Here is a 19,975-nt window from a genome sequence, read left to right as displayed (position 1 = left end):
ACTACTGTATTTAAAGACAATATTAATCATTTTAACGCAATCAAAAATAGGTAAAAACGATGTCAACAGTTTATCGTTTATAGTTATTTCAAATAAAAATGAGACACTAAGTTGCACAATAAGCGCGAATAATCTCATCAAGAGATGTGGCAGAATGCGAATACATTATAGCTCTCTTTAATGCACTAAAATCATGCTCAATATCATTTAAGTCAGGAGAGTATTTTGGTAAAAAAAGTATCTGATGGCCTGCTTCCTCCACCAGCAGTCTAATTGCTGTCTTACGATGAATCGGTGCATTATCCATGATTAATATTGATGGTATTGTTAAAGATGGCAATAAATATAAAGCTAACCACCCTTCAAAACTTTCTGCATTCAAGCTCCCTGTAAAGACCATAGGTGCAATCAAGTCCTTGTTTCCTTTTCTTCTTCCTGCTACTAAATTTTCTCTCTTTCCGCGTTTTCCTTGTCTATCCCCATATACTTTTTTTCCTTTTTTTGACCACGCATAAACACAAGCATGAAACTCTTCAAACCCTGACTCATCAATAAATACAAGGCTTTTACTCCCATGAGCTTTAATTAAATTTCTCAGTGTTTGGTAGTATTGTATTCTTTCTTCTCTATTCCTTTCTCTATAACGATATTCTTTTTTTTTCTCGTAATTTTCATTTTCTTTAAGGCATAGCATATGGCACTCGCTCTCACCCCGAATTTCCTTGCTCTTTCTATTAATCTTGCTTCGGGATTTTCTTCTACATCTTTTCTGAGCGCTTCCCAGTCTATCTTTCGCTCACGGTGTTCTACCTTAGTGGCTCGAAGGTCTTCCCTCCCTAGCCATCTGTATATTGTTGCTCTTCCTACTTTAAACAGGGCGGCGGCTTTAGTTATACCCCCTCCATTTTCCACATAATCCACTACTCTTTTTCTTAAATCTAGACTGTATGCCATTTTTCGGCTCCGAGTTAACAATTTTTCTTGATTTTACATCATCTTGCATTTGTCTCAGATTTATTTGAAATGACTATAAAAGCCAGCGAACTAGATCGTAAATTTTTAGAACAAATCAAAGCGATTTTTGGAGATAAAGAGATTGAAATAATTGTCTCAGAATGCGATGAAACCGAATATCTTTTGAAATCGGAAATCAATAAAAACAAACTGTTGAAAGCTATTGAAAATGTTAAAGACAGACAAAATTTAGTTGAAGTCGATTTACAGGATTTGTAATGAGTAGAAGAATTATTTTTGAATCTTCTGCTTTTGCAGATTTTTTTTAATGAATGGGCAAAATTAGACAAAAAGATTTATCGCAAAATTGTAGAATTGATTAAAGATATAGATCGCTCGCCCTTTGAAGGATTGGGCAAACCTGAACCTCTGAAATACGAGTTAAGTGGTTTTTGGTCGAGGCGCATTGATAACGAACATCGTTTGGTTTACCAAGTTACAGATGAAGAAATTGCGATCGCAGCTTGTAAGAATCATTACAGTGAATGAAGCTTTAAGCAATGTACCTATCGCTCTTTTTCTCCCTTTACTAAAGGCGATCGCTCTCAATCTTCTTGCTGAAGTCCTTCTATTATATCAAGTAACTTTTGGTAATTTTCTTCTTTTCCCTGGACACGATATAAATTTTTAGCATTGTGAAAATCGACATTTGCTTTTTGGGAATCGCCCAGTTCATAGTGGACAATACCTCGGTTTTGATAAGCTTCAGCAAAGTCTCGTTTAAGCTCAATTGCCTTGGTGAAATCCTCAAGCGCTTTCTCTTTGTTCCCCAAACGAGAGTGAATAACTCCCAGGTAGTAGAATGTTTTAGGATTATTAGGATTCAGCCGAGCTGCTTGGGTGTAATCATCAAGCGCTTTTGGCATATCGCCTAATTTCAAGAAGTAGACATCACCTCGATTATTCCAAGCAAGGGCATCATGAGCATTTAGTTCAATTGCTTGGGTAAAATCTTTAAGTGCCCCTTGCAGATCGCCCAGGCGTAAACGAGCAAAACCTCGGTTATTGTAGGCTTGAGCATCGCCAGCATTTAGTTGAGTTGCTCGGGTGTGATCGGCCTGCGCTCCTCGGTAATCATCTGAGTTATAAGAAATAATACCCAGGTTGTTGTGATAAACTGCACGATCAGGATTGAGCAATATCGCCTTTGTGTAATCCTCAATTGCTCCGGCATCGTCTCCTAGTTCATGGCGAACACTAGCCCGGTTATTGTAGGCATCTGCATAATCAGGATTGAGCTTAATTGCTCGATCGAAATTTTCAAGTGCTCCCTCAAAATCTCCTTCCTCAGCCTTTTTTATTCCCAGTTTATTGAAATCCTCAGCACAGAGAGGAGAGTTAGATCGCACCCTCTCCAACAGATCATCAATATCACTCTCCGAAACAGAAGGTGTAATCTCAGGCTTATTTTCAACTGAGTTAGATGACCGGGTTTTGTATCCTGCTTGCTCAAGCCAAGCAAGGATACATCTCCAGTTGTTTAGCCTGATGTCTACTTTTCCCTGAGTAAGCTGTTTGACATACCGATACACAGTCTCACTTAGGTCGGCTGTCAATCCTCTCTCTTCCCTGTGAAGCTTTTTAGCTATGTCACTAGGACTACAATCACAAAGCAATCCACGTAAATGCAGCTTCTCGACTTCTGTAAGTTCCCGCTTATGCGGTGCTACTTTTTGCTTGGCATCTGCCAAATCTTTGTACAACCTTTCTAAATCCCAGTCATTAGCAGCTAGGATGAATTGTTCTTCGGGTGAATTCTGTGCCATTTCTAGGGTGTTATTCAGTTCCTAACAAACAATCCTAACAAACTTCCTAACACTTGTTTGGTAGCTGCCAGAGAAAGTTCCTAACACTTGTTTGGTAGCTGCCAGAGAAAGTTCTGCGAAGCTAAGGATGTAGTGATTCACTACTCAAAAGTTAGCTGACGAAATTAATCATGTACAACAACAATCAGCACAACGAAGCCGAATTCTCCCAGCCACTACCCCCGCTTTCCCAAAAACAGGAATACGACTTCCAAACTCAAAAGAAAGTAGGAAAGACAGGAGAGGCGATCGTAGACAAGTGGTTGCAGATTCATGGCTATCGCATTGAGGATGTCTCAGATTTGCCACAGTATCAGAAAGCAGGTATTGACCGCGTACTAATTCGCCCAAACGGTTCAACCGCAACTGCTGAGTACAAGACTGATTTAAAAGCCAAGCAAACTGGAAACTTGTTTTTTGAAGCTTTTGACGATCGCAACCGTCCCTGTTGGGGATGGACTTCGCAAGCCGATCTCTGGATATTTTTCATTCCTCAACAGGAGATATTGGTCGTCGAACCGGGTAAATTCAGGTTGTTAGTTTCGCAACAACAGCCAGAACTCGCGCAGAAAGTAGTACCAAATCGAGGCTACAGTGTAACTGGATTACCTGTTCCATTAGTAAAGGTGCGGAATATTGCTAGTCACGTTTTCAAGTTTCCTGACGTTCTTTTCTAAAAAGAGACTCGCTGTTAATCTGGCGATCGCCTTGAGTAGGCGATCGCCATTATTCGAGTAATAATACTTAGCAAACGCTAATTGGGCGATCGTTATGTTTTAATTTATATTTGAGCAAAATCCAAACAAAGCCAGCCATGAGTCCTAAATCAATAGCCGTAATCAACTTCAAAGGCGGTGTCGGAAAGACTACCGTCACTTGGAGTCTGGGAAATATTATATCCCAAGGAACAGACTTAGAAGTCTTGATGTTAGACTTAGATCCGCAAATGTCGCTCACAGAGGCGATCGGGCTTAACGAAAATACAGGTCATTTAGATGACAAATTTGGTAAGTGGTACGAAAAATCTCTCAAGCATAGACTTACAATTTACGACGCTCTAGAAGTCTTTAAAAAAGCCGGACAGAATTTTAAATTTCCCGTTGGTTTCGAGACCATTTATCAGATTGACGAACAGTTGCATTTTGTCCCTTCAGTTGAAGAATTGTATTGGTTGGATATCGATGGCTTTGAGGGAAAAAGTGTTAAAGACTTCATCCGCAGATTTATAGGCAAAATCGCCAACTCTGCCAATCTCCCCAAATACGATTTGATGCTTTTTGACTGTTCGCCTTCCTTCAGTCTCCTCACCTACAGCGTACTCTCTTGCTGCGACTTAATATTGATTCCCGTCAATCCCGATTATTTTGGTTCGAGGGGATTGAGTTTAGTTTTAAATTCGCTCCAGAAACGGATTGAGCCTTATCCGTTTCCCAAGATAGCAGTCTTTATGAATAAAGCTAAAACCTATGGAGGATTGCTGACAAATGAAGTTCAGTTTTACATGAGAGAAGTAAAGAGACTTTGCGATGAGATCTCAAAAGACAATAATATAGAAGTTAGATTTTTAGAATCGACGATTCGCGAAAGCGTCGGGCTAAAACGGGCGATTAATGAGGGAGAACTGCCGCGAGAATTAGTTAAAGAATTTGAAAAACTATGGCGCGAGTGTGAGGAGTATCTCAAATGAGTAAAAAAGAAATTTTGGCTGCTTCCGAACAAGAAAGCGGGGGGTTAGTTGAAGAAATTGGTGAACTTAAGGAAATCTTGCGGGACGTTGCTCGAAAATTAACCCGGCTTGAGACTCAAGTCAAGCGGGGAGTGATTTCTGCTGGCTCAAAAACTTCGGATATTCCCAGGGGTGCTGATGTTAATAAACCTGCTAATTTATCGGCTGGAAATGTTCTAGAAACTTATGAAGAACTGCGTTTACAAGCTAAAAATGGAAATGAAGAAGAGGTGAGGAAAAAATTGTTGGCAATGAGTGCAACTGACTTGAACTTGATGTGTTGCGAGTTAGGGATGCCGCCCAGCAGCAAGAATCCGTCCCGCAAAAAAATGTTCGAGCTAATTATTGGCAGAATTAAACAGAGTTTGAGGCTGTCGAGACATATCGACAGACAAACACTTTAAAAATTAGCAGAGGAATCGATAAAATGCGTTTTAACTTGGATTTCCCGCTGCGATATCGAACAGGCAAGATGCCCGTTCCACAAAAGCCTGTTCCACAAGAGTTTAAGTTGAGTGCGGGGTGGGCATCTTGGCCGCCCCTGAAAAGCTTGTTGCAAATTCTCCAACTTTTCAGCTTCAATAAATTATGGCCGATAAGTGCGATCGGCCTAATCTCCCTAACACTCTCAATCACCTTGTTTTTGAGCCTTCACAGCCCTCCCCCAACCGCAGCCCAAAAACCAAGGATACTAGCGTTTACCGCCCTCCAGATGCGCGGCAGCGAGAACAGATCCACTTTATTTGCGGTCAATGCTACCAGTTCCGCTCGCCGCGAACTTACACGTAATATAGATGTTATCGCTCCCCTAGTGTGGTCGCCCAACGGCCAGCGACTGGCTTTCGTTGGCGGATACAGCGACATCTATACAGTCAATGCTGACGGTTCTCGACTAACTAAACAGTTTGCTGAGGCTGGTTGCAAAGCAGCTAATTTTGAAATAGCTTGGTTTTCCAACAGCCAGAAACTTGTTTTTGCCCGTTCTTGCGACGGTTTTACCTCTGATGATCCCGGCAGCCAATCACTTTATACAAGCAACACTTCTGGCATTAAAGGAACTAAATTAGTTAGGAATTTGGAAGTAGGAGGATATCCGCCTAAAACGGAAATTTCATCAGAATTTTACCTTTCGCCGGACGGCCAGCAAGTAGCATTTGTCAAGGAGAAAAATATCTACAAAATGAATGCCGACGGTTCGGGAATGACCAAACTAACTAAAAGTCCCGGCGAATATATATCCGGCGGAAGTGAACTTGTTTGGTCGCCCGATCGCACAAAAATTGCTTTCCTGTTCGGCGCTTATCCGAAACAGCAAATTTACACAATTAATGCCGATGGAACCAACCTCAAGAATTTGACGAACAACCCGCAAAATGAGGTTTACAACGTCAAACTATTCTGGTCGCCCGACAGTAGCCGCATGGCTTACTATTATAATAAACCCGGCGATTCAGCAGGGGAACAGCAAGATATCTACCTGCTCGACATTAACCGGGGCACAGCCAAGAACCTCACCCAAAAACCCAGAAACTACGACGAAATTTCGTGGTCGCCGGATGGCAAATTTATTGCTTTCGTCGCTGGAGAGTTCAATAATCAAAAACTCTACACAATCAATGCTGACGGGAACCAGCTAAATCAACTAGCTACCCGGCTAAAACCGTCGGAAATTTCACAATTAGCTTGGTCTACTGACAGCCAGCAAATTGCTTTTATATTTAATGAAATCCAAGGCGACAAAAGCAACTTGTATGTAATTAATCGGGACGGTTCGGCATTGACTAAATTGACAAACGACAAAGATTTGAATGCTAGCTCTCCGGTTTGGCAACCGCAGTAAACTTACGGGTTAATTACTACAGGACTTACGGAACAAGTGGTTGAATGTGCTGCTTATAGCGGTAAGGTGCGCCCTGCAAACCTGCAAGAGAGAGTTTCTGCGTCCAAGACCGTCAAATTGGGGCAGATGCAAGAATTTTTTTCTCCTTTAATTGCTGGTGAACTGGCAAATCATTTGACTCAAGTTCCTGGTGTTTTTCATCCTGCACCTGTTTGTCAATTTTGGGCAACTTTAAAATCGCTCCAGCTAAAACCCAATAATACACGGACACTGGATCTACATCCAGCGGATAGTATTGAGTATTGATCGTAATAAATCCAACAAACACCCAAAAACTAGCTCCGTAACTCCGCAAACTTTTGTCTTTCACAGAACGGTAAGCTCTAAAAGTTAGAAAAGCCAAGTGTAAAACCATGATTTGAAAAGCAATCATTCCCGGATAACCGAGTTCGTAGATCAACTTAGGTTGGAAAGTTTCAATTAGCTGCGTAGCACCAAATATTCGCGTTGAATTAGTTGCTCGTCCCACACCTCTACCGAGAGGTCTGTCACTGATAAAATTGTGGCTCTGCTGGAACTGATTAAATAGAAACTGCTGGGGCGGTGCAGCCTTCCAGCGGTTAACAAAACTCTCCCGCTGCTGCTCGATAATTCCCGGGTTAATTGCTGCACCGACAAACAGCAGAATCGCCAGTCCTGCACCGATGGGAATAAATCGTTTTAAATTAACTAATTGACCGGTGAGAACTAGCAGGATTGCCGTAGCAACGGGAACCATAACTAAAGCAGCTCTTTGACCGGAAATAACTGCATTGGCAAATACTAATGCCATGCCCAATAAACCGATAACTCGCCACCAGAATGAAGGGTCGCAAAAGGCAGAGGCAAAGGTTAAAAAAGCATTAGAAATTAAAAACCAAGCCCACTGCCAAGGCGCTACAAAAGTTCCCGGCAAGCGGATAAACTTGACTTCTGGACTGAACACTAAAGAACCGCCGACAAAACATCTAGCTTGCAGCGTTGCTTTATATAAGTCGTTTCCGATCATTCCTCGGGTACCCGCACATTTTCCACTTTGCAGCAACAGGTACTGAATCAAACCGAGAAGGCAGCAAACGATCGCCAAAACGATGTGCATTCGACTAAAAAATACCAAATCCTTCTTGGTGCGGAGCAGATAATAGGTACAAGCCATCAGCGGTATGTAACCTATCAATACTTTTAAGCCGAGAATTCCTTGCAGAATTGGTTTCTCACCCTTCATAGGGTTGAGCTGCATTTCCCCGTTGACAAAAATTAAAGTCAGCATTGCCATCATCAACAGGATGCTAAAGGTAGAAAGCATTTGTTTGGGAATGAACAGGGGCAACTGTTTCTTTTTGCAGCTTTGAATTAGGGCGATGAGAGCTGGTATGTAGAAAGCATCTTTTGCTACTTGAAATGCAGCATTCCCGCCGCCAATTGCGTAAGTAATTGTACCACTGAAAGGCAGGTAAATTAGAAAAGTCCACAAAGCTTGACGGGGGTATTTGTAGGAAAGCAGCAAGATGGCTGCGGCTGCGCCTCCTGCAATAGCAATCTTAGGGCCGGCTACGAACAACAGGGGAATGCTGAGAGAAACGGTGACTAAGCAGCTTATGGCGATCGCCTGCACCAATTCATTGCGCTTTTCTGAAATTTTGCGTTTTTGTGCAGCTACTTCTTTTTTGCTCAGCGCTGTGGTTTTTTCGCTATGCTTGTTTTTGGATTTTTTGGCTTTGCGGGTTTTCAACATATAGCAGAAGGAAGAAGGAAGAAGGAAGAAGGAAGAGGGAAGAGGGAAGGAAGAAGGAAGGAAGAAGGAAGAAGGAAGAAGGAAAAGGGAGTTAGTTCCCTAAGAGAGAAAGAAGAAGCAATCGACCCCTTATGTTTGTGCAATTAAGAACGTCTTCCCGTCAGGGCAGTTCCTAGAATTTTTATAAGGCACTTATGTTGAAGGCGGAACACACTCTGATGTAAAAAGCTGGAGATATAGAAGGTAGAAAGCAGAATGAATAGAAGCAAAAATATTTCGGTAGAGTTGGTGACTTATTCTTAAAGTCAAGATCGAGAAAAAGTCTCGGTCGAGATTGTGGGTGTGACGCGGGCACAAATTACACTGGCGACCTTGTAGAATATAACTGCTGCATCTATAATGTACAAATCTCAAAAAAATAATTTTAATCTAGCGGTGAATATGAAATTAACAAATTTTGTATCGATCGGCATTGCCCTAATGTTAGGAGCAAGCGGGAGCATATTATCGAGCAGCAGTAGAGCATTAGGGGCCGAAAAAGTTGTCCTCACCTTTGGCCCGATCAGACAAGCCCTCAATGTCAGCGACTTAGAAGACTTTGCTAAAGAGGGCACGACGACGCCAACCCTGCAACAAATTATCCGGTTCTCCAAAATGGACGCGCAAGTATTGCGGGGGTTCATGGGTCTAGAAATTGGTTTAAAGCCTGCTAATCTGGCTAGGGTAGTTTATAGCACCCCGGGAGAAAAAATCACTGACCAAATCGGTCAAGCAATTCGGACTCAGCGCCGCACAGAAAGTGGCAAAGCGCTGCGGGCGGCGATGATCCTGGCAGCCGGGGACGACGGTAAGGTATCGCTGCTAGAAATCCTGAAAAAGTATCCTCTCAACGAGGTTTACGTAGATGTTGCCAGCCTTCGTACCGCTGTTGGGAAAGTTCAGAGTATAGCCGGAACTCTGCAAAGCCTGCTTCAAGATGTGATGCGATCGACAACTCGCACAACTGAAACAACTCGCCCCGAAAGTCCGATCGAACCTCGCCGCAGCGTGCAGCCAACAACTCCGCCTCCAGCGCCGCGCCGTGCCGCCCCCTTGCCAGCACCCGCACCGCAGCCTGTGACGCCGGTCAGAGGGCTTTGGTAAAAAAATTATAAATGTGTCCTAAAGGCGGGTTGAAGCGCCTGTTGTGGCATTCTGCCGACACTTTTGAGACCAAACCCGCCCCCGCCCTACCCCTATCCCAACCCCCAAGAGGGTTAGGACTTTTGTGAAAACTCCCAAAGCAATCAATTTTTCTTTAGCAATTTTTTGAGCAACTTAGGGATCTCTGAAGGTCGAGCCGCCACAGGTATGTCCGCCTCTTCAAAGGCAGCCATTTTGTTTGGGGCCGTAACTCCAAAGGCTTTCTGGGCAGCGGCCCGAGAACTGATCAGGATGCCGGCGTGGCCCAAAGACGGCCCCTTGGGAGCGTAGCGGCCGGCCAGATAAGCAACCACGGGTTTGTCGATCGCTGAGGCGATGTAAGAAGCAGCAGCTTGTTCACTCCACCCGCCAACTTCCCCTACCAAAACTATCGCTTCGGTACTGTCGTCTTCGTCCAAAATTTGCAGCCACTGCATAAAAGAAGAACCGACAATCGCGTCGCAGCCAATACAAACCGCCATCGACTGTCCCAACCCAGCCTCCGTCAGTTCTAGGGCAACTTCGTAAGTCAAAGTGCTACTGCGACTGATCACTCCCACCGGGCCGGGAGTGTAAAATTCCTTGGGGTGAGTTCCCAGCAGGAGTTTGTCGGGCACAATAATCCCCGGACTGTTGGGCCCGATTACCAAAGTTTCGGTGGCTTCTGCTTTTCTGACTAAGTGCACCATATCCAGAGGAGGCACTCCCCCAGTAACGATCGCGATTTGCCGAATTCCTCCGGCGATCGCTTCTAGAGCCGCATCCAGCACCGAGTAAGCGTCTACCAAAATTACCGCAGTGTCAACGTGACCCACTGCCGCCACTGCTTGTTCTACCAAATCAAAAATCGGAATCCCCTCCACTTCCAGCCCCCCTCGACCGGGACTGACACCGGCGACTACATTCGTGCCGTATGCTTTCATCATCAGGGCGGCGCGGGTGGACGCGGGAGATTCTGTAATGCCCTGTACTAGGACTTTGCTTTCAGGAGTTAAATTCATTTTTTCCCACTTAACACTCGATCTGTAAAAAGCAGAAGGCCTTCATCTGTACAGAAATCTCGTTTTTTGCCGCTCGACTGCCGCTACTTGGCGGAGGATACAGAAGCGGCCGCGGCCTCATCCAAAGTGCTAGCTAGCTGCACCGGCAACTGTCCCAAACGCTTCTTAACAGCATCAGCATCGATCTCTACCAGCCGTAGCACAACTTGGATGTGGCGGTTAGCGCGAGCTTTCCGTTCCAAATAGCCGGCTACTGCAGCGATTATTTCCTCGGTCTTGGAGGCGCTGCCCAAAATATTTACAAGTATCACCTTAACGCTTTTATCCTGAGCGACTAACTCCAGACCCAACTCCGCGCGATCGCGAAGGGCATTTGCTGCATCGTAGCGGTCTAGGGAACCAATATTCACAAAATTAGCTGGTTTTCCTCCTTGGTGGGTTACAGCATCTAGAGTTGCCATTGTCAGGCCCACTCCGTTGCACAAAATCGCGATATTCCCGTCTAGTTCGATTAATTGCAGGGATTCGGAATTCGAGATTGGCGATTTAGATTTGGGGTCAAACTCCGGCGACTGCTGAGCCTTCGAGTGGGAATGGGGGCGATCGCCAGAGGCATGGGTACTTCTCCTTTCCCGTGCCAACCCGCTGCTTTGCCTCTTTCCCGATAGTGCGGCCAAATCTGGATGCCGCCCCAAGGCATCGTCGTTGGCGGTGACTTTACCGTCTAAAGCCATTACCTCTCCCGTCGGACTGATGCCGAGAGGATTGATTTCTACTAGATCTAAATCTTTTTCAACAAACAGCCGGTACATTTTTTCGACAATGGTGCTCACCGATTGAATCAAGTCTCCCTGCAATCCCATTTTCAGCGTGAGACGCCTCGCGTAGAATGGGGAAAATTCTTGATCTACGGCAACTTGCTGCATTTGCTCGATCGACCCTTCGACATCCATACCTCCTTGTCTCGAACCCAGAAGCACGGGGCGGCGCGCTACGGGGTCTAGGAGTACCGCTAAGTACAATTCTTGGTCGGCGTCGTACTTTGCTTCTGCCAGCAGGACTTGGGGATATTCATCCTCGATCGGCAAATTAAAAATTGTTTGAGCGGCTGCTACTGCATCGATCGTATTTTCTACAAACTTAATACCGCCCGCCCTGCCTCGTCCCCCAGCCCGCACTTGCGACTTGAGTACAACGGGGTAGGGAATTTTCAGTCCTTTGAGGTCGGCGGGATTGTCAATCCGCTGCGACGGCAAAATCGGAATTGCCATCTGGCGAAATAAAGATTTAGCTTGGTACTCTAACAAATCCATTATCAATTACGGGTGACGGGTAGTTGGCAACAAGCAATTCGTCCTAATTGGCAATTCATAATTAATAGATAGTAATTGGTTTTTTGTCAAGTTAAAAGTTAAAAATTATCGCTTTTATCTTTTATTTTTCGACGGGTGTATGACCGATTACTTATTCATTACCGCTCGCCGATTACCTATTACCTAAGCTGTTTCAAAGTGTTTTTTTCTCGGAATTGCCAAATTTTACTGTCGGCTCTGGCGGGGAGATATTTGGCGAGCGTTGGTGTTTTTTTGTCTCGGAAAATCTTCGGACGTTCGGCGATCCTGTGCCGAGATATTTTTGCGAATTGCTTACTTGATGCTATTAACAGCGCCTTGATGGACGGTTTTGACCCATTTGAGCCGCTTGGGCCGTAGCGCAATCCGAGCCGTCACAGTCCCTACCAGCAGCCAGTGGAACATATACACAGTACCCCGCAACGTTTGCAGCAAAGTAACAAAAACTCTTTTAACGTCAAATTTGGTCTCTTTGCGAGTGCGGCGCAAACCGACAAACATTCCCACCACCGACAATGTAAGGGTCATAAAAGTTATGGGACTGGCGATCGGCATCCGGCGCAGCGCAATTGACATCACAAAGTCGGGCAGCGCTACTGTGGGTAAGAAATATTGAGATACCCAAAATCCAAATAAATCCCAAGTTTTCCCAGTTCCCATGCGGTTCCGCAAAATTAGCCGCCAGTAGTCAAGATAACGCTGATAGCCACCTTCTGCCCAGCGATTTCGCTGGTGCCACAGAGCGCAAGGGTTAGTGACTCCTTCTTCTGACACGGCTGGGAAAGCGAGAAATTCAATGTCCCATCGGTCTAGGTGCAGCCTCACCGTCAAATCCAGGTCATCGGTAATCGTCTCCTCGTTCCAGCCTCCGCAGCTTTCCAAGGCGGTGCGACGCATGAATTGCCCGTTACCGCGCAATTCTCCAATGCCGCCGATCGCAATCCGCTGCTGTTGGAAAAAACTGTCGAGAGCCATTTCTGCTTCTTGGCCACGAGTCCAAAAATTTACCGAAGCATTGGCGATGGCTTTTCTGACTTGGACAGCTCCTACCTTTTCTCCATGGAACACTGGCAGCACCCGGCGCAGCAAATCCGGCGTTACCGTCGCGTCGGCGTCAAATATTCCCACAAATTCCCCGCGAGTCAGCGGTAACACTTGATTCAGGGCTCCCGACTTGCCACCGCTGGCATTTGCTCCTCTGCGAAATATTTTGAGCTGGGGGTATTTTTTGGTTAGCTGTTCCAATACTAGCGGCGTGGCGTCGCTGCTGTGATCGTCGATGGCCCAAACTTCGTAGCGGTCGATCGGATAATCTACATTGCAGATGGATTCTACGAATCGGGCAATCACCGCTTCCTCATTTTTTGCGGCCACCAGCAGCGACACATAAGGCCAATCCTCTCGACTTTCATCGGCAAGAGGCGGCAGTGCGGGCTTGGGCGAAGCAAACAAAACTCGAAATGCTTGCATCCACAGCAGTCCCGTCAACCCCCACACTACCCACGCACCCCAAGAAATCAAGTGCAGGGCGATCGTGCCGGCCCAAATCGCAGTCAGCACTGCGGCAGCTTTTCCGCGGCGTCCCCGATACAGATTTTGAGGAAAAGAGGGAGTTCCCGGCACAGACACCGCAACCGGGATCTCTGCTTTTGTTTCCGCGTCAAACACCCTGTCGCCAATGTCTGGTATAGCAAATACTTTGCTGAGCTTCGAGTTCGAGGTCAAACTCTTGAGCTCTTCTTGAGCTAAATCAGAGATGTCCAAGTTAAGCTCGCTGCGAGCGTCGTTTTCTGGCCAAGAACTCTCCTGCATAGGTTACTTGATTCAACCACCAATAGTTTTTGATTTTAGATATAAGCATCTACTGTATCAGTTTCTGGACTTTTGTCGAAAGCGGACGGGAGGACAACCAGCGGGTTCGGTGCTTGTACTACCCTGGTAAACGGGTACTGCATCGAGTATTTTGGTTGACTTTTGCTTGCGATCGACCAGGAATATCTGTTAGTTTTTTCTGGGGATCTAAACTATCTGTTAGTAATAATTGTCTGAGGTGGAAATATGTCTATTCCTCAACTCAAGCCAGCCGATGACAAAGAAGTGAAAGTCTACGCACCTTTCTGTCAAGAGCCCAGGCGCAAGTTTTTACCGCACGCTATTGGCCTCTACAAGCTCAAAAGCTTGGAGGGGGCAAGAAAAATTGACGGCGGGGAGAGCGTGCCGTTTGTCGCTAGTTGGAATATCTCGTCGCTGCCGATCGACTTAACCCGCTGTCGGGTGTTGTTTGACGGCAATGCTGAACTCAGCTACGAAGTGACTATGCAAAGCTCTGAGTTTGTTAGTTGCTTAATTGAGGTTCTCCTGACTTTTCAGCGGACTCGTACTGTCGATTTTTCTAAAACGTTTTATCGCAAGCTGATGCGAATGGATGAATAACTTTCACCGCAGCCACACTCCCGAAAGTCCGCAATTGACAATCAAGCAATTTAATCCGGGGCCCCGGGATTGATTCGTGGATCGAGAAAAAAGCTCCTCGCTCGCGATCGCCAGCCCCCGGATTTACCAGTGGGGTCGCTTTCTTCAATCTAAAATCTAAAATCTAAAATCTAAAATCGATTGACGGGCGCTATAACTGGCGCACCAATAGTGTAACGCCTCGACGGCAACATTACATGATTGGTGCGCCAGCCCTATTTGAGAAGCGGAAATAGTAAGTGAGTTGTGGCATCATTCTCAATAATCCTTTTGGGGGTCAGCACTTATCCCCATTGCTAAAGTAAATCTACAGCAGTTTTCTGTTGAGGGTGATACAGATTTCGCGTAGGGACTCAGGTCCAGCCTGAGTCCCTACCTGTATTTCATCTAATTGAAAACTGCTGTATTTGTTGTGGGAGAAGCCCAAAAGCCAATTTCGGACATGGGTGCTGTGCCCGACAATTTATGTGTTTAGAAGCTAGAAGCCCGATCCTAAGCAGCTTATTGCTCGCAGTGCCACCGATCAGTTTGAACGCGGGCGATCGCACTAATAATTAATAACTAATAATACCACCTATCGATTTTCAATTATATGCAAAAATGATCAGGCTAGCACCCGGCTTTATTCCTACAAAATACCTGTATGATAGCAATCATAAATGAGTCGTATTTTTTTTACCTCACCCCAACCCTCCCCTTACGAAGGGGAGGGGGTAAGAAATTCACACATGATGCGACGAGGAGTGCTATATACCAAACAAAAATTGCACCAAGCCGTCTCCATAGGTTTTTCTAGTGAAATCACCACTTCTACCCTGTTATTTTTATTTTATAAAAGTCGGTATTAATATCTAATGTCAGTCATAAGATTGGCTAAAAATTTTATAATTAAAATCGGTTTTAAAGGAAACAGGGACGATAAATTATTATCAAAAACGGCGGCTAAAACAAACAATTTAAAAGCGGATTTCCCAAAATCAAGTAAAAAGAATGGTAAGAAAAGGGTTGCGAACGGGTGAATAAAATTTTTTAGTAAAAAAACAATCTGCCCAAAAGCGACAAAATAGAGTATAATAGTATTGCCAAATTGAGTCGCAGTTTAGAAATACTGTAGAAAAAACTAAATTTATTGAAATAGACAGGTGCAAATTGAGGATTGAAGGCGTACCCAAATTGACTAAATATTTGCTGATCGGTTCCACAAAAGCTTACAGCGGCAAGTCGGCCATCGCCCTGGGGATGGCACTCGGACTCCGGGGAAAAGGACTGGCCGTCGCCTACGGCAAACCTCTGGGAACCTGTTTCAGCTCCGAGGGAGCTGGGCTTGAGGAGGAAGACGTGCGGTTCGCGGTAGAGACGCTGAAGCTCTCACAAAGTCAGATGCCGTCAACACTGCTGTATTTGGATGAAGAGACCGTTCACAAGCGTTTGCGGAGAGAAGACAAGACAGATTACCGCCAGTCTTTAGCGCAATATTTGCAAGCTCCCAGCGGAGACTTGGTGCTGTTAGAAGGCCCAGCTAATTTGGAGGAAGGCAGTCTGTTTGACTTGTCTTTGGCTCAAGTCGCTGAGGCAGTTGATGCCTCTGTGCTGTTGGTAGCCCGCCCGATCGATCTTTATATAGACGATTTGCTGTCGGCTAAACAGCGTTTGGGTTCGCGGTTGCTGGGCGTGGTACTCAATGACGTTCCCTCGGACAAACTCGAATCCGTAACGGCGACTGTGCGGCCTTTTCTGGAGGCTGCGGGTATTCCAGTTTTGGGAATGCTGCCGAGAAGTGCTTTGCTGCGAAGTGTCAGCGTCAAAGAATTGGTGCACCAATTGAAAGCTGATGTGCTGTGCCGTCGAGACCGTTTGGACTTGATGGTGGAAACCTTGACCATTGGCGCGATGAATGTTAGTTCTGCTCTGAAGTATTTCCGCAAAGCGAGAAATATGGCGGTGGTGACGGGGGGCGATCGCACGGACATTCAGCTAGCGGCTCTGGAGAGCTCGACTCAGTGCTTAATTTTGACAGGCCACTTGCCTCCTTCTCCCCTAGTGATTGGCAGGGCAGAAGAAATGGAAATTCCGGTTTTGTCTGTTGATTTGGATACCTTAACCACGGTAGAAATTATCGACAGCACCTTTGGCAACGTGCGCCTGCACGAACCGATCAAGGTGGAATGCGTTACTCAGCTAATGGCAGAACATTTTGACCTTGATGGCATGATGGCATCCTTGGGCCTGAGCGATCAAGTCCATTAAGAAGGCAGCCGGAGCTGAGGGAAGAAGGTATTCGGCAGAGAGAACTTTTTGTTTAAATAAATAAAAAGCCAAAATTCTTAAATTCTCAATTTTTCTTGAATTCTATTTTGAGCTGCGGCTGCCGAATGTCTTCAGACCTTCGGCCTTCTGGCTTCCTCAAATCTCCAGAGCCTCTAGTCTGAGCCCGTCAATCAGCAATTCTTAACTTCTTTTTGGCGGCAATGGCTAGTGAGTCTGCTAAAATCCACAACGTAGTTTTATTTAATTTAATAAATTCTTTGAGTCAATCAATTGAGCTACCCAGAGTAGATGATTTTTTACAAGAACTTGCGGCGATCCAGCAAACCAGCTCCAAGCGGATTGCTCTTTTGGGTTCTCGCCACGTTCCTATTACCCACCAGCAGCTAATTGAGATGCTGAGCTACGCCATAGTTCTGGGAGGCAATCAGCTCATCACTTCTGGCGCTACAGGCACCAATTCAGCCGCAATTCGGGGGGCAATGCGAGCAGATCCTAATCTGCTGACGGTGATTTTGCCACAAAGCATGAGTCGCCAGCCTCGGGAGTCTCGCGACCAACTCGAACAAGTGATACATTTGGTAGAAAATCCCAAAAATGATAGCTTGTCTCTCCCGGAAGCAAGCGCCATGTGCAATCAGGAGATTATTTCTCGCTGCCAGCAACTGATCTGTTTTGCTTTTCACGAAAGCCACACTTTGCTGAAAACTTGCCAGGATGCGGAGGAACAGCGCAAGGTGGTTACTCTGTTCTATTTTGATTGAACTGCGAGGCGGATGATGGTGTTGGGATTGCCTGTTTCGGTTATTCTGCTTGATTGTATTGCTGCTGCTGCTGCGCTGGTTTACGCACCGTTTTTGGTGGTTGCGTTCGCCCGCTTGCAGCTAGGCTACGACCAAGCAGCCCCCCGCGCTATGTTTGAGAGGTTGCCTGCTTACGCTCAGCGCGCAACTTGGGCTCACCAAAATTCGTTTGAGACGTTTATGCTGTTTTCAGCGGCGGCTTTGATGGCTTTTGTGACGGGGGTAGATTCGGAAGCGGCGGGTTGGGCTGCGATCGCTTTTACGATCGCCCGGTTGTTGTTTTCGGTTTTCTATATTCTGAATGTGCCGCTGGCGCGATCGCTCATGTTTGCGATTAGTTCTTCTTGCACAGCTACTTTATTCTATTTCAGTTTAATGGCTGTTAATGGCTAATTAATTATTAGTCAGTAATCAGTAGTCATGAGTCATTAGTCATTAGTTAAGAGACGCTTAAGTAATGACTAATTACCATAACCCATTACCAATTACCCATTACCAATTACTAATTTATGGCTGCTAGTTATTCCTTTGATATTGTCAGCGAGTTCGATCGGCAAGAATTAGTTAACGCTGTTGACCAAACTGTGCGGGAAATTCAAAGCCGCTACGATTTGAAAGATACCAAAACTACCGTGGAATTGGGCGCAGAATCAATTACTGTCAATACGGACAGCGAATTTACTCTCGACGCAATTCACACTGTTTTGCAAACTAAAGCCGCCAAGCGCAATTTATCTTTGAAAATTTTTGATTACGGCAAAGCTGAACCTGCTAGCGGCAGTCGGGTGCGTCAAGAAATTAAACTTAAAAAAGGAATTAGTCAGGAAATCGCGAAACAGATTACTAAGTTAATCCGCGATGAATTTAAGAAGATTCAAGGTTCGATTCAAGGAGATGCAGTGCGGGTGTCTGCTAAGGATAAGGATGATTTGCAGTTGGTGATTCAACGCTTGAAGCAAGAAGATTATCCGGTAGCTTTGCAGTTTACAAATTACCGCTAGATTTGAGAGTTTATCGGGACTTCAGTCCTCATAGTTCCGGCGAATAAGGACTCAAGTCCTGATTAGAAACAACTTTTTACCTACTTAATATTAAATATCTAAACCCGTGAGTGTTAAGTCGGGAGGATGTTCGACAACAAACTGGTAATATAACTCTTGCTTTGCTTGCGGCGGCAGAGACATTATCCATTCTAGCAGTCCCATTTCACCTGCTACTATCTTCGGATTAGTGAGAGTCGATCGCACTTTAATTTGTTCATTGCGGCTGACTGGCAATTGTTCTTTTAGTGTCAGGTGTACCTGCACCTGATGCAAGTTTGTCACATTTAAGCGATAAGCGTAACTCGTGCGCCTCTGCTGACCGAGCAGTTTTTTATCTACTTGTCTTTCTACTAATTCCCGCTCTATTTTTAACCGTTCATCTATTCCTAAATTAACTTTATATTCTTGCCCGGGGGAAACATTTTCTAACTGCACACGGCCGACAAAAGTGTTGTCGCGAAAGATATTTGCTTTACCGGGAAGCAGAGTTGCGCCTGTCAGCGGATTCACAACAACTGCTTGCAAATAGGCAAAACTGACTAATCGCGGAACGGCTATATATTCAGGCTTAAAGGGATAATTTTCGCTGAAAATAGTAACTTTGTGCGGTGTACCGTCGCTGGGAATCTTGGTACTTCCGCCTACTTGAAATGAGACTGTACCGCCTTCTCTGGATACTTGGGCTGTGGCTATTTGAGCTGCTATGGGCGCTCGTGTTATGGAGCGTGAACCGCCGCCTGCAAAACCTTCAGATAATACTTCTTCTAGGTCTAAAAAATCATCCTCTGATACACCCCTACCAAAAAATTGCTCTGGCTCGGTTTTATCGATATACCAAGGTTCTAGTTTTGGTGGGAGAGTTCCCATTCCGGGTTTTGCTGTAGATAAAGTCAGCGCTACTCCCGTCCAATCTTCGCCTGTATTTTGATTGACTTCGGCTAGGTAATTGAGATTAATTTGGTTGTTGATAGTGTTTACTCGCAAGTCGTAAAGGGGAGTCCAACGGGCTCGCGTGACTACATAGGAAACTTCTAGTTCAAAATTGCCGCTGCCACTGGGTTCAATGGCAACAATGATGTTAAAACTTTGCTGGGAATGGGGAGTTTGTACTTGCCCCACCTGCTGCTGCAAAGCTTTTATTTGGTTGTCTATTTCGCGCTTCTGTTTTTCGTGTTGGGCGATCGCACTTACATATTTTAGGTAATTAGTTCCTAAAAAATTGAGCAATTCGCCAGTTTCGTTTAAACCTACCTGCTGTTTGGCGATGCTGCTAGAAAAGAAACCGACGCTTTTTTCGCTCAAACCTTCGACAAATTGGAGCTGAATTTTTCGGGCGGTTATTTTGTCGTTAATTCCCCGTCTTTGGGTTTGTAACTCCTTAATTTGTTGGGTTAATTCGGCAGTGCGATCGCCCACCGGTTCGCTGCTAAACACTGTTTCGGTTCGCACTCCCAGCAATCGCACTGCAACTGTACCCGCACCCGTGGCCCTGACTGACTCTGTTTCGAGGGTTGCCGGTACAGAGGCGATCGCCAATTCTCGCTCGTTTCCCGTCAGAGATACCGTACCGCGCCGGGTCACCAAAGCGCGATCAGTATAAACTGTAACTTCTGATATGCTAGTCTTTAGTGTTTTAATTGTATCAGAATTAAGTATTTCTGAGTCAGTCATTGCCAGTTGCTCCTATTTAATAACCGT

Annotated in this window: 17 protein-coding genes and 2 pseudogenes; 12 read left to right on the top strand and 7 right to left on the bottom strand. The window is 45.3% G+C overall.

The window, feature by feature from the left end; all coding sequences use genetic code 11:
• Nucleotides 1–106: 106 nt before the first annotated feature.
• Nucleotides 107–954 (bottom strand): annotated as a pseudogene (locus D0A34_02635) (IS630 family transposase).
• Nucleotides 955–1,023: 69 nt separating this feature from the next.
• On the opposite strand from D0A34_02635, the gene D0A34_02630 reads away from it, so the two are divergent.
• Both D0A34_02630 and D0A34_02625 read left to right on the top strand, forming a co-directional pair.
• The gene (locus D0A34_02630) at nucleotides 1,024–1,233 is read left to right on the top strand and encodes a hypothetical protein (GenBank protein ID UNU22139.1); all 210 of its coding nucleotides are present in this window, start codon (nucleotides 1,024–1,026) and stop codon (nucleotides 1,231–1,233) included.
• Nucleotides 1,233–1,503 (top strand): annotated as a pseudogene (locus D0A34_02625) (Txe/YoeB family addiction module toxin). Before D0A34_02630 ends, D0A34_02625 begins: the two are co-directional and overlap by 1 nt.
• Nucleotides 1,504–1,559: 56 nt before the next feature.
• Here D0A34_02625 and D0A34_02620 read toward each other — a convergent pair.
• The gene (locus tag D0A34_02620; protein ID UNU17902.1) at nucleotides 1,560–2,780 is read right to left on the bottom strand and encodes a tetratricopeptide repeat protein; all 1,221 of its coding nucleotides are present in this window, start codon (nucleotides 2,778–2,780) and stop codon (nucleotides 1,560–1,562) included.
• 170 nt (nucleotides 2,781–2,950) lie between these two features.
• On the opposite strand from D0A34_02620, the gene D0A34_02615 reads away from it, so the two are divergent.
• The 4 genes from D0A34_02615 (at nucleotide 2,951) to D0A34_02600 (ending at nucleotide 6,385) form a co-directional block, all read left to right on the top strand.
• Nucleotides 2,951–3,496 (top strand): hypothetical protein, encoded by a 546-nt coding sequence (locus D0A34_02615; protein ID UNU17901.1) that lies wholly within the window; start codon nucleotides 2,951–2,953, stop codon nucleotides 3,494–3,496.
• Between the two features lie 137 nt (nucleotides 3,497–3,633).
• A complete protein-coding gene (locus D0A34_02610; protein UNU17900.1) occupies nucleotides 3,634–4,506 on the top strand; it encodes a ParA family protein in 873 nt (290 codons plus the stop codon).
• Complete coding sequence (locus D0A34_02605; GenBank protein ID UNU17899.1) at nucleotides 4,503–4,949, top strand: hypothetical protein; 447 nt, start codon at nucleotides 4,503–4,505, stop codon at nucleotides 4,947–4,949. The genes D0A34_02610 and D0A34_02605 overlap by 4 nt, the downstream gene beginning before the upstream one ends.
• Nucleotides 4,950–4,972: 23 nt before the next feature.
• A complete protein-coding gene (locus D0A34_02600; GenBank protein ID UNU17898.1) occupies nucleotides 4,973–6,385 on the top strand; it encodes a hypothetical protein in 1,413 nt (470 codons plus the stop codon).
• 112 nt (nucleotides 6,386–6,497) lie between these two features.
• On the opposite strand, the gene D0A34_02595 is transcribed toward D0A34_02600, so the two are convergent.
• Nucleotides 6,498–8,159 (bottom strand): hypothetical protein, encoded by a 1,662-nt coding sequence (locus tag D0A34_02595; protein UNU17897.1) that lies wholly within the window; start codon nucleotides 8,157–8,159, stop codon nucleotides 6,498–6,500.
• Between the two features lie 399 nt (nucleotides 8,160–8,558).
• Here D0A34_02595 and D0A34_02590 point away from each other — a divergent pair, with 399 nt between their 5' ends.
• The gene (locus D0A34_02590) at nucleotides 8,559–9,302 is read left to right on the top strand and encodes an alpha/beta hydrolase (GenBank protein ID UNU17896.1); all 744 of its coding nucleotides are present in this window, start codon (nucleotides 8,559–8,561) and stop codon (nucleotides 9,300–9,302) included.
• Between the two features lie 143 nt (nucleotides 9,303–9,445).
• Here the strand turns inward: D0A34_02590 and D0A34_02585 are convergent, their stop codons facing one another.
• The 3 genes from D0A34_02585 to D0A34_02575 form a co-directional block, all read right to left on the bottom strand.
• A complete protein-coding gene (locus tag D0A34_02585; GenBank protein UNU17895.1) occupies nucleotides 9,446–10,342 on the bottom strand; it encodes a CoA-binding protein in 897 nt (298 codons plus the stop codon).
• An 83-nt stretch (nucleotides 10,343–10,425) separates the two neighbouring features.
• The gene (locus D0A34_02580; protein UNU17894.1) at nucleotides 10,426–11,655 is read right to left on the bottom strand and encodes a succinate--CoA ligase subunit beta; all 1,230 of its coding nucleotides are present in this window, start codon (nucleotides 11,653–11,655) and stop codon (nucleotides 10,426–10,428) included.
• A gap of 333 nt (nucleotides 11,656–11,988) precedes the next feature.
• On the bottom strand, nucleotides 11,989–13,506 hold the full coding sequence (locus D0A34_02575; GenBank protein UNU17893.1) for a glycosyltransferase family 2 protein: 1,518 nt from the start codon (nucleotides 13,504–13,506) through the stop codon (nucleotides 11,989–11,991).
• A gap of 246 nt (nucleotides 13,507–13,752) precedes the next feature.
• Between D0A34_02575 and D0A34_02570 the strand changes: the two genes are divergently transcribed.
• From D0A34_02570 to D0A34_02550, 5 genes are all read left to right on the top strand, one after another.
• Nucleotides 13,753–14,127, top strand: coding sequence for a hypothetical protein (locus tag D0A34_02570; GenBank protein UNU17892.1), 375 nt, complete (start codon nucleotides 13,753–13,755; stop codon nucleotides 14,125–14,127).
• Between the two features lie 1,188 nt (nucleotides 14,128–15,315).
• Nucleotides 15,316–16,413 (top strand): hypothetical protein, encoded by a 1,098-nt coding sequence (locus D0A34_02565; GenBank protein ID UNU17891.1) that lies wholly within the window; start codon nucleotides 15,316–15,318, stop codon nucleotides 16,411–16,413.
• Nucleotides 16,414–16,691: 278 nt separating this feature from the next.
• Nucleotides 16,692–17,195: a DNA recombination-mediator protein A gene (locus D0A34_02560; GenBank protein ID UNU22138.1), complete on the top strand. Its 504-nt coding sequence runs from the start codon at nucleotides 16,692–16,694 to the stop codon at nucleotides 17,193–17,195.
• A 21-nt stretch (nucleotides 17,196–17,216) separates the two neighbouring features.
• Nucleotides 17,217–17,627, top strand: coding sequence for a hypothetical protein (locus tag D0A34_02555; protein ID UNU22137.1), 411 nt, complete (start codon nucleotides 17,217–17,219; stop codon nucleotides 17,625–17,627).
• 116 nt (nucleotides 17,628–17,743) lie between these two features.
• Entirely contained in the window at nucleotides 17,744–18,235 is a 492-nt protein-coding gene (locus D0A34_02550) for a YajQ family cyclic di-GMP-binding protein (GenBank protein UNU17890.1), read from the top strand.
• A gap of 90 nt (nucleotides 18,236–18,325) precedes the next feature.
• On the opposite strand, the gene D0A34_02545 is transcribed toward D0A34_02550, so the two are convergent.
• Nucleotides 18,326–19,948, bottom strand: coding sequence for a mucoidy inhibitor MuiA family protein (locus D0A34_02545; GenBank protein UNU17889.1), 1,623 nt, complete (start codon nucleotides 19,946–19,948; stop codon nucleotides 18,326–18,328).
• Between the last annotated feature and the right edge of the window lie 27 nt (nucleotides 19,949–19,975).

Origin of the sequence: Microcoleus vaginatus PCC 9802 (assembly GCA_022701275.1) — a bacterium.
Lineage (GTDB): Bacteria > Cyanobacteriota > Cyanobacteriia > Cyanobacteriales > Microcoleaceae > Microcoleus > Microcoleus vaginatus_A.
The sequence above is the reverse complement of the archived record's forward strand: the minus strand, read 5'-3'. Positions and strand labels throughout refer to the sequence as shown.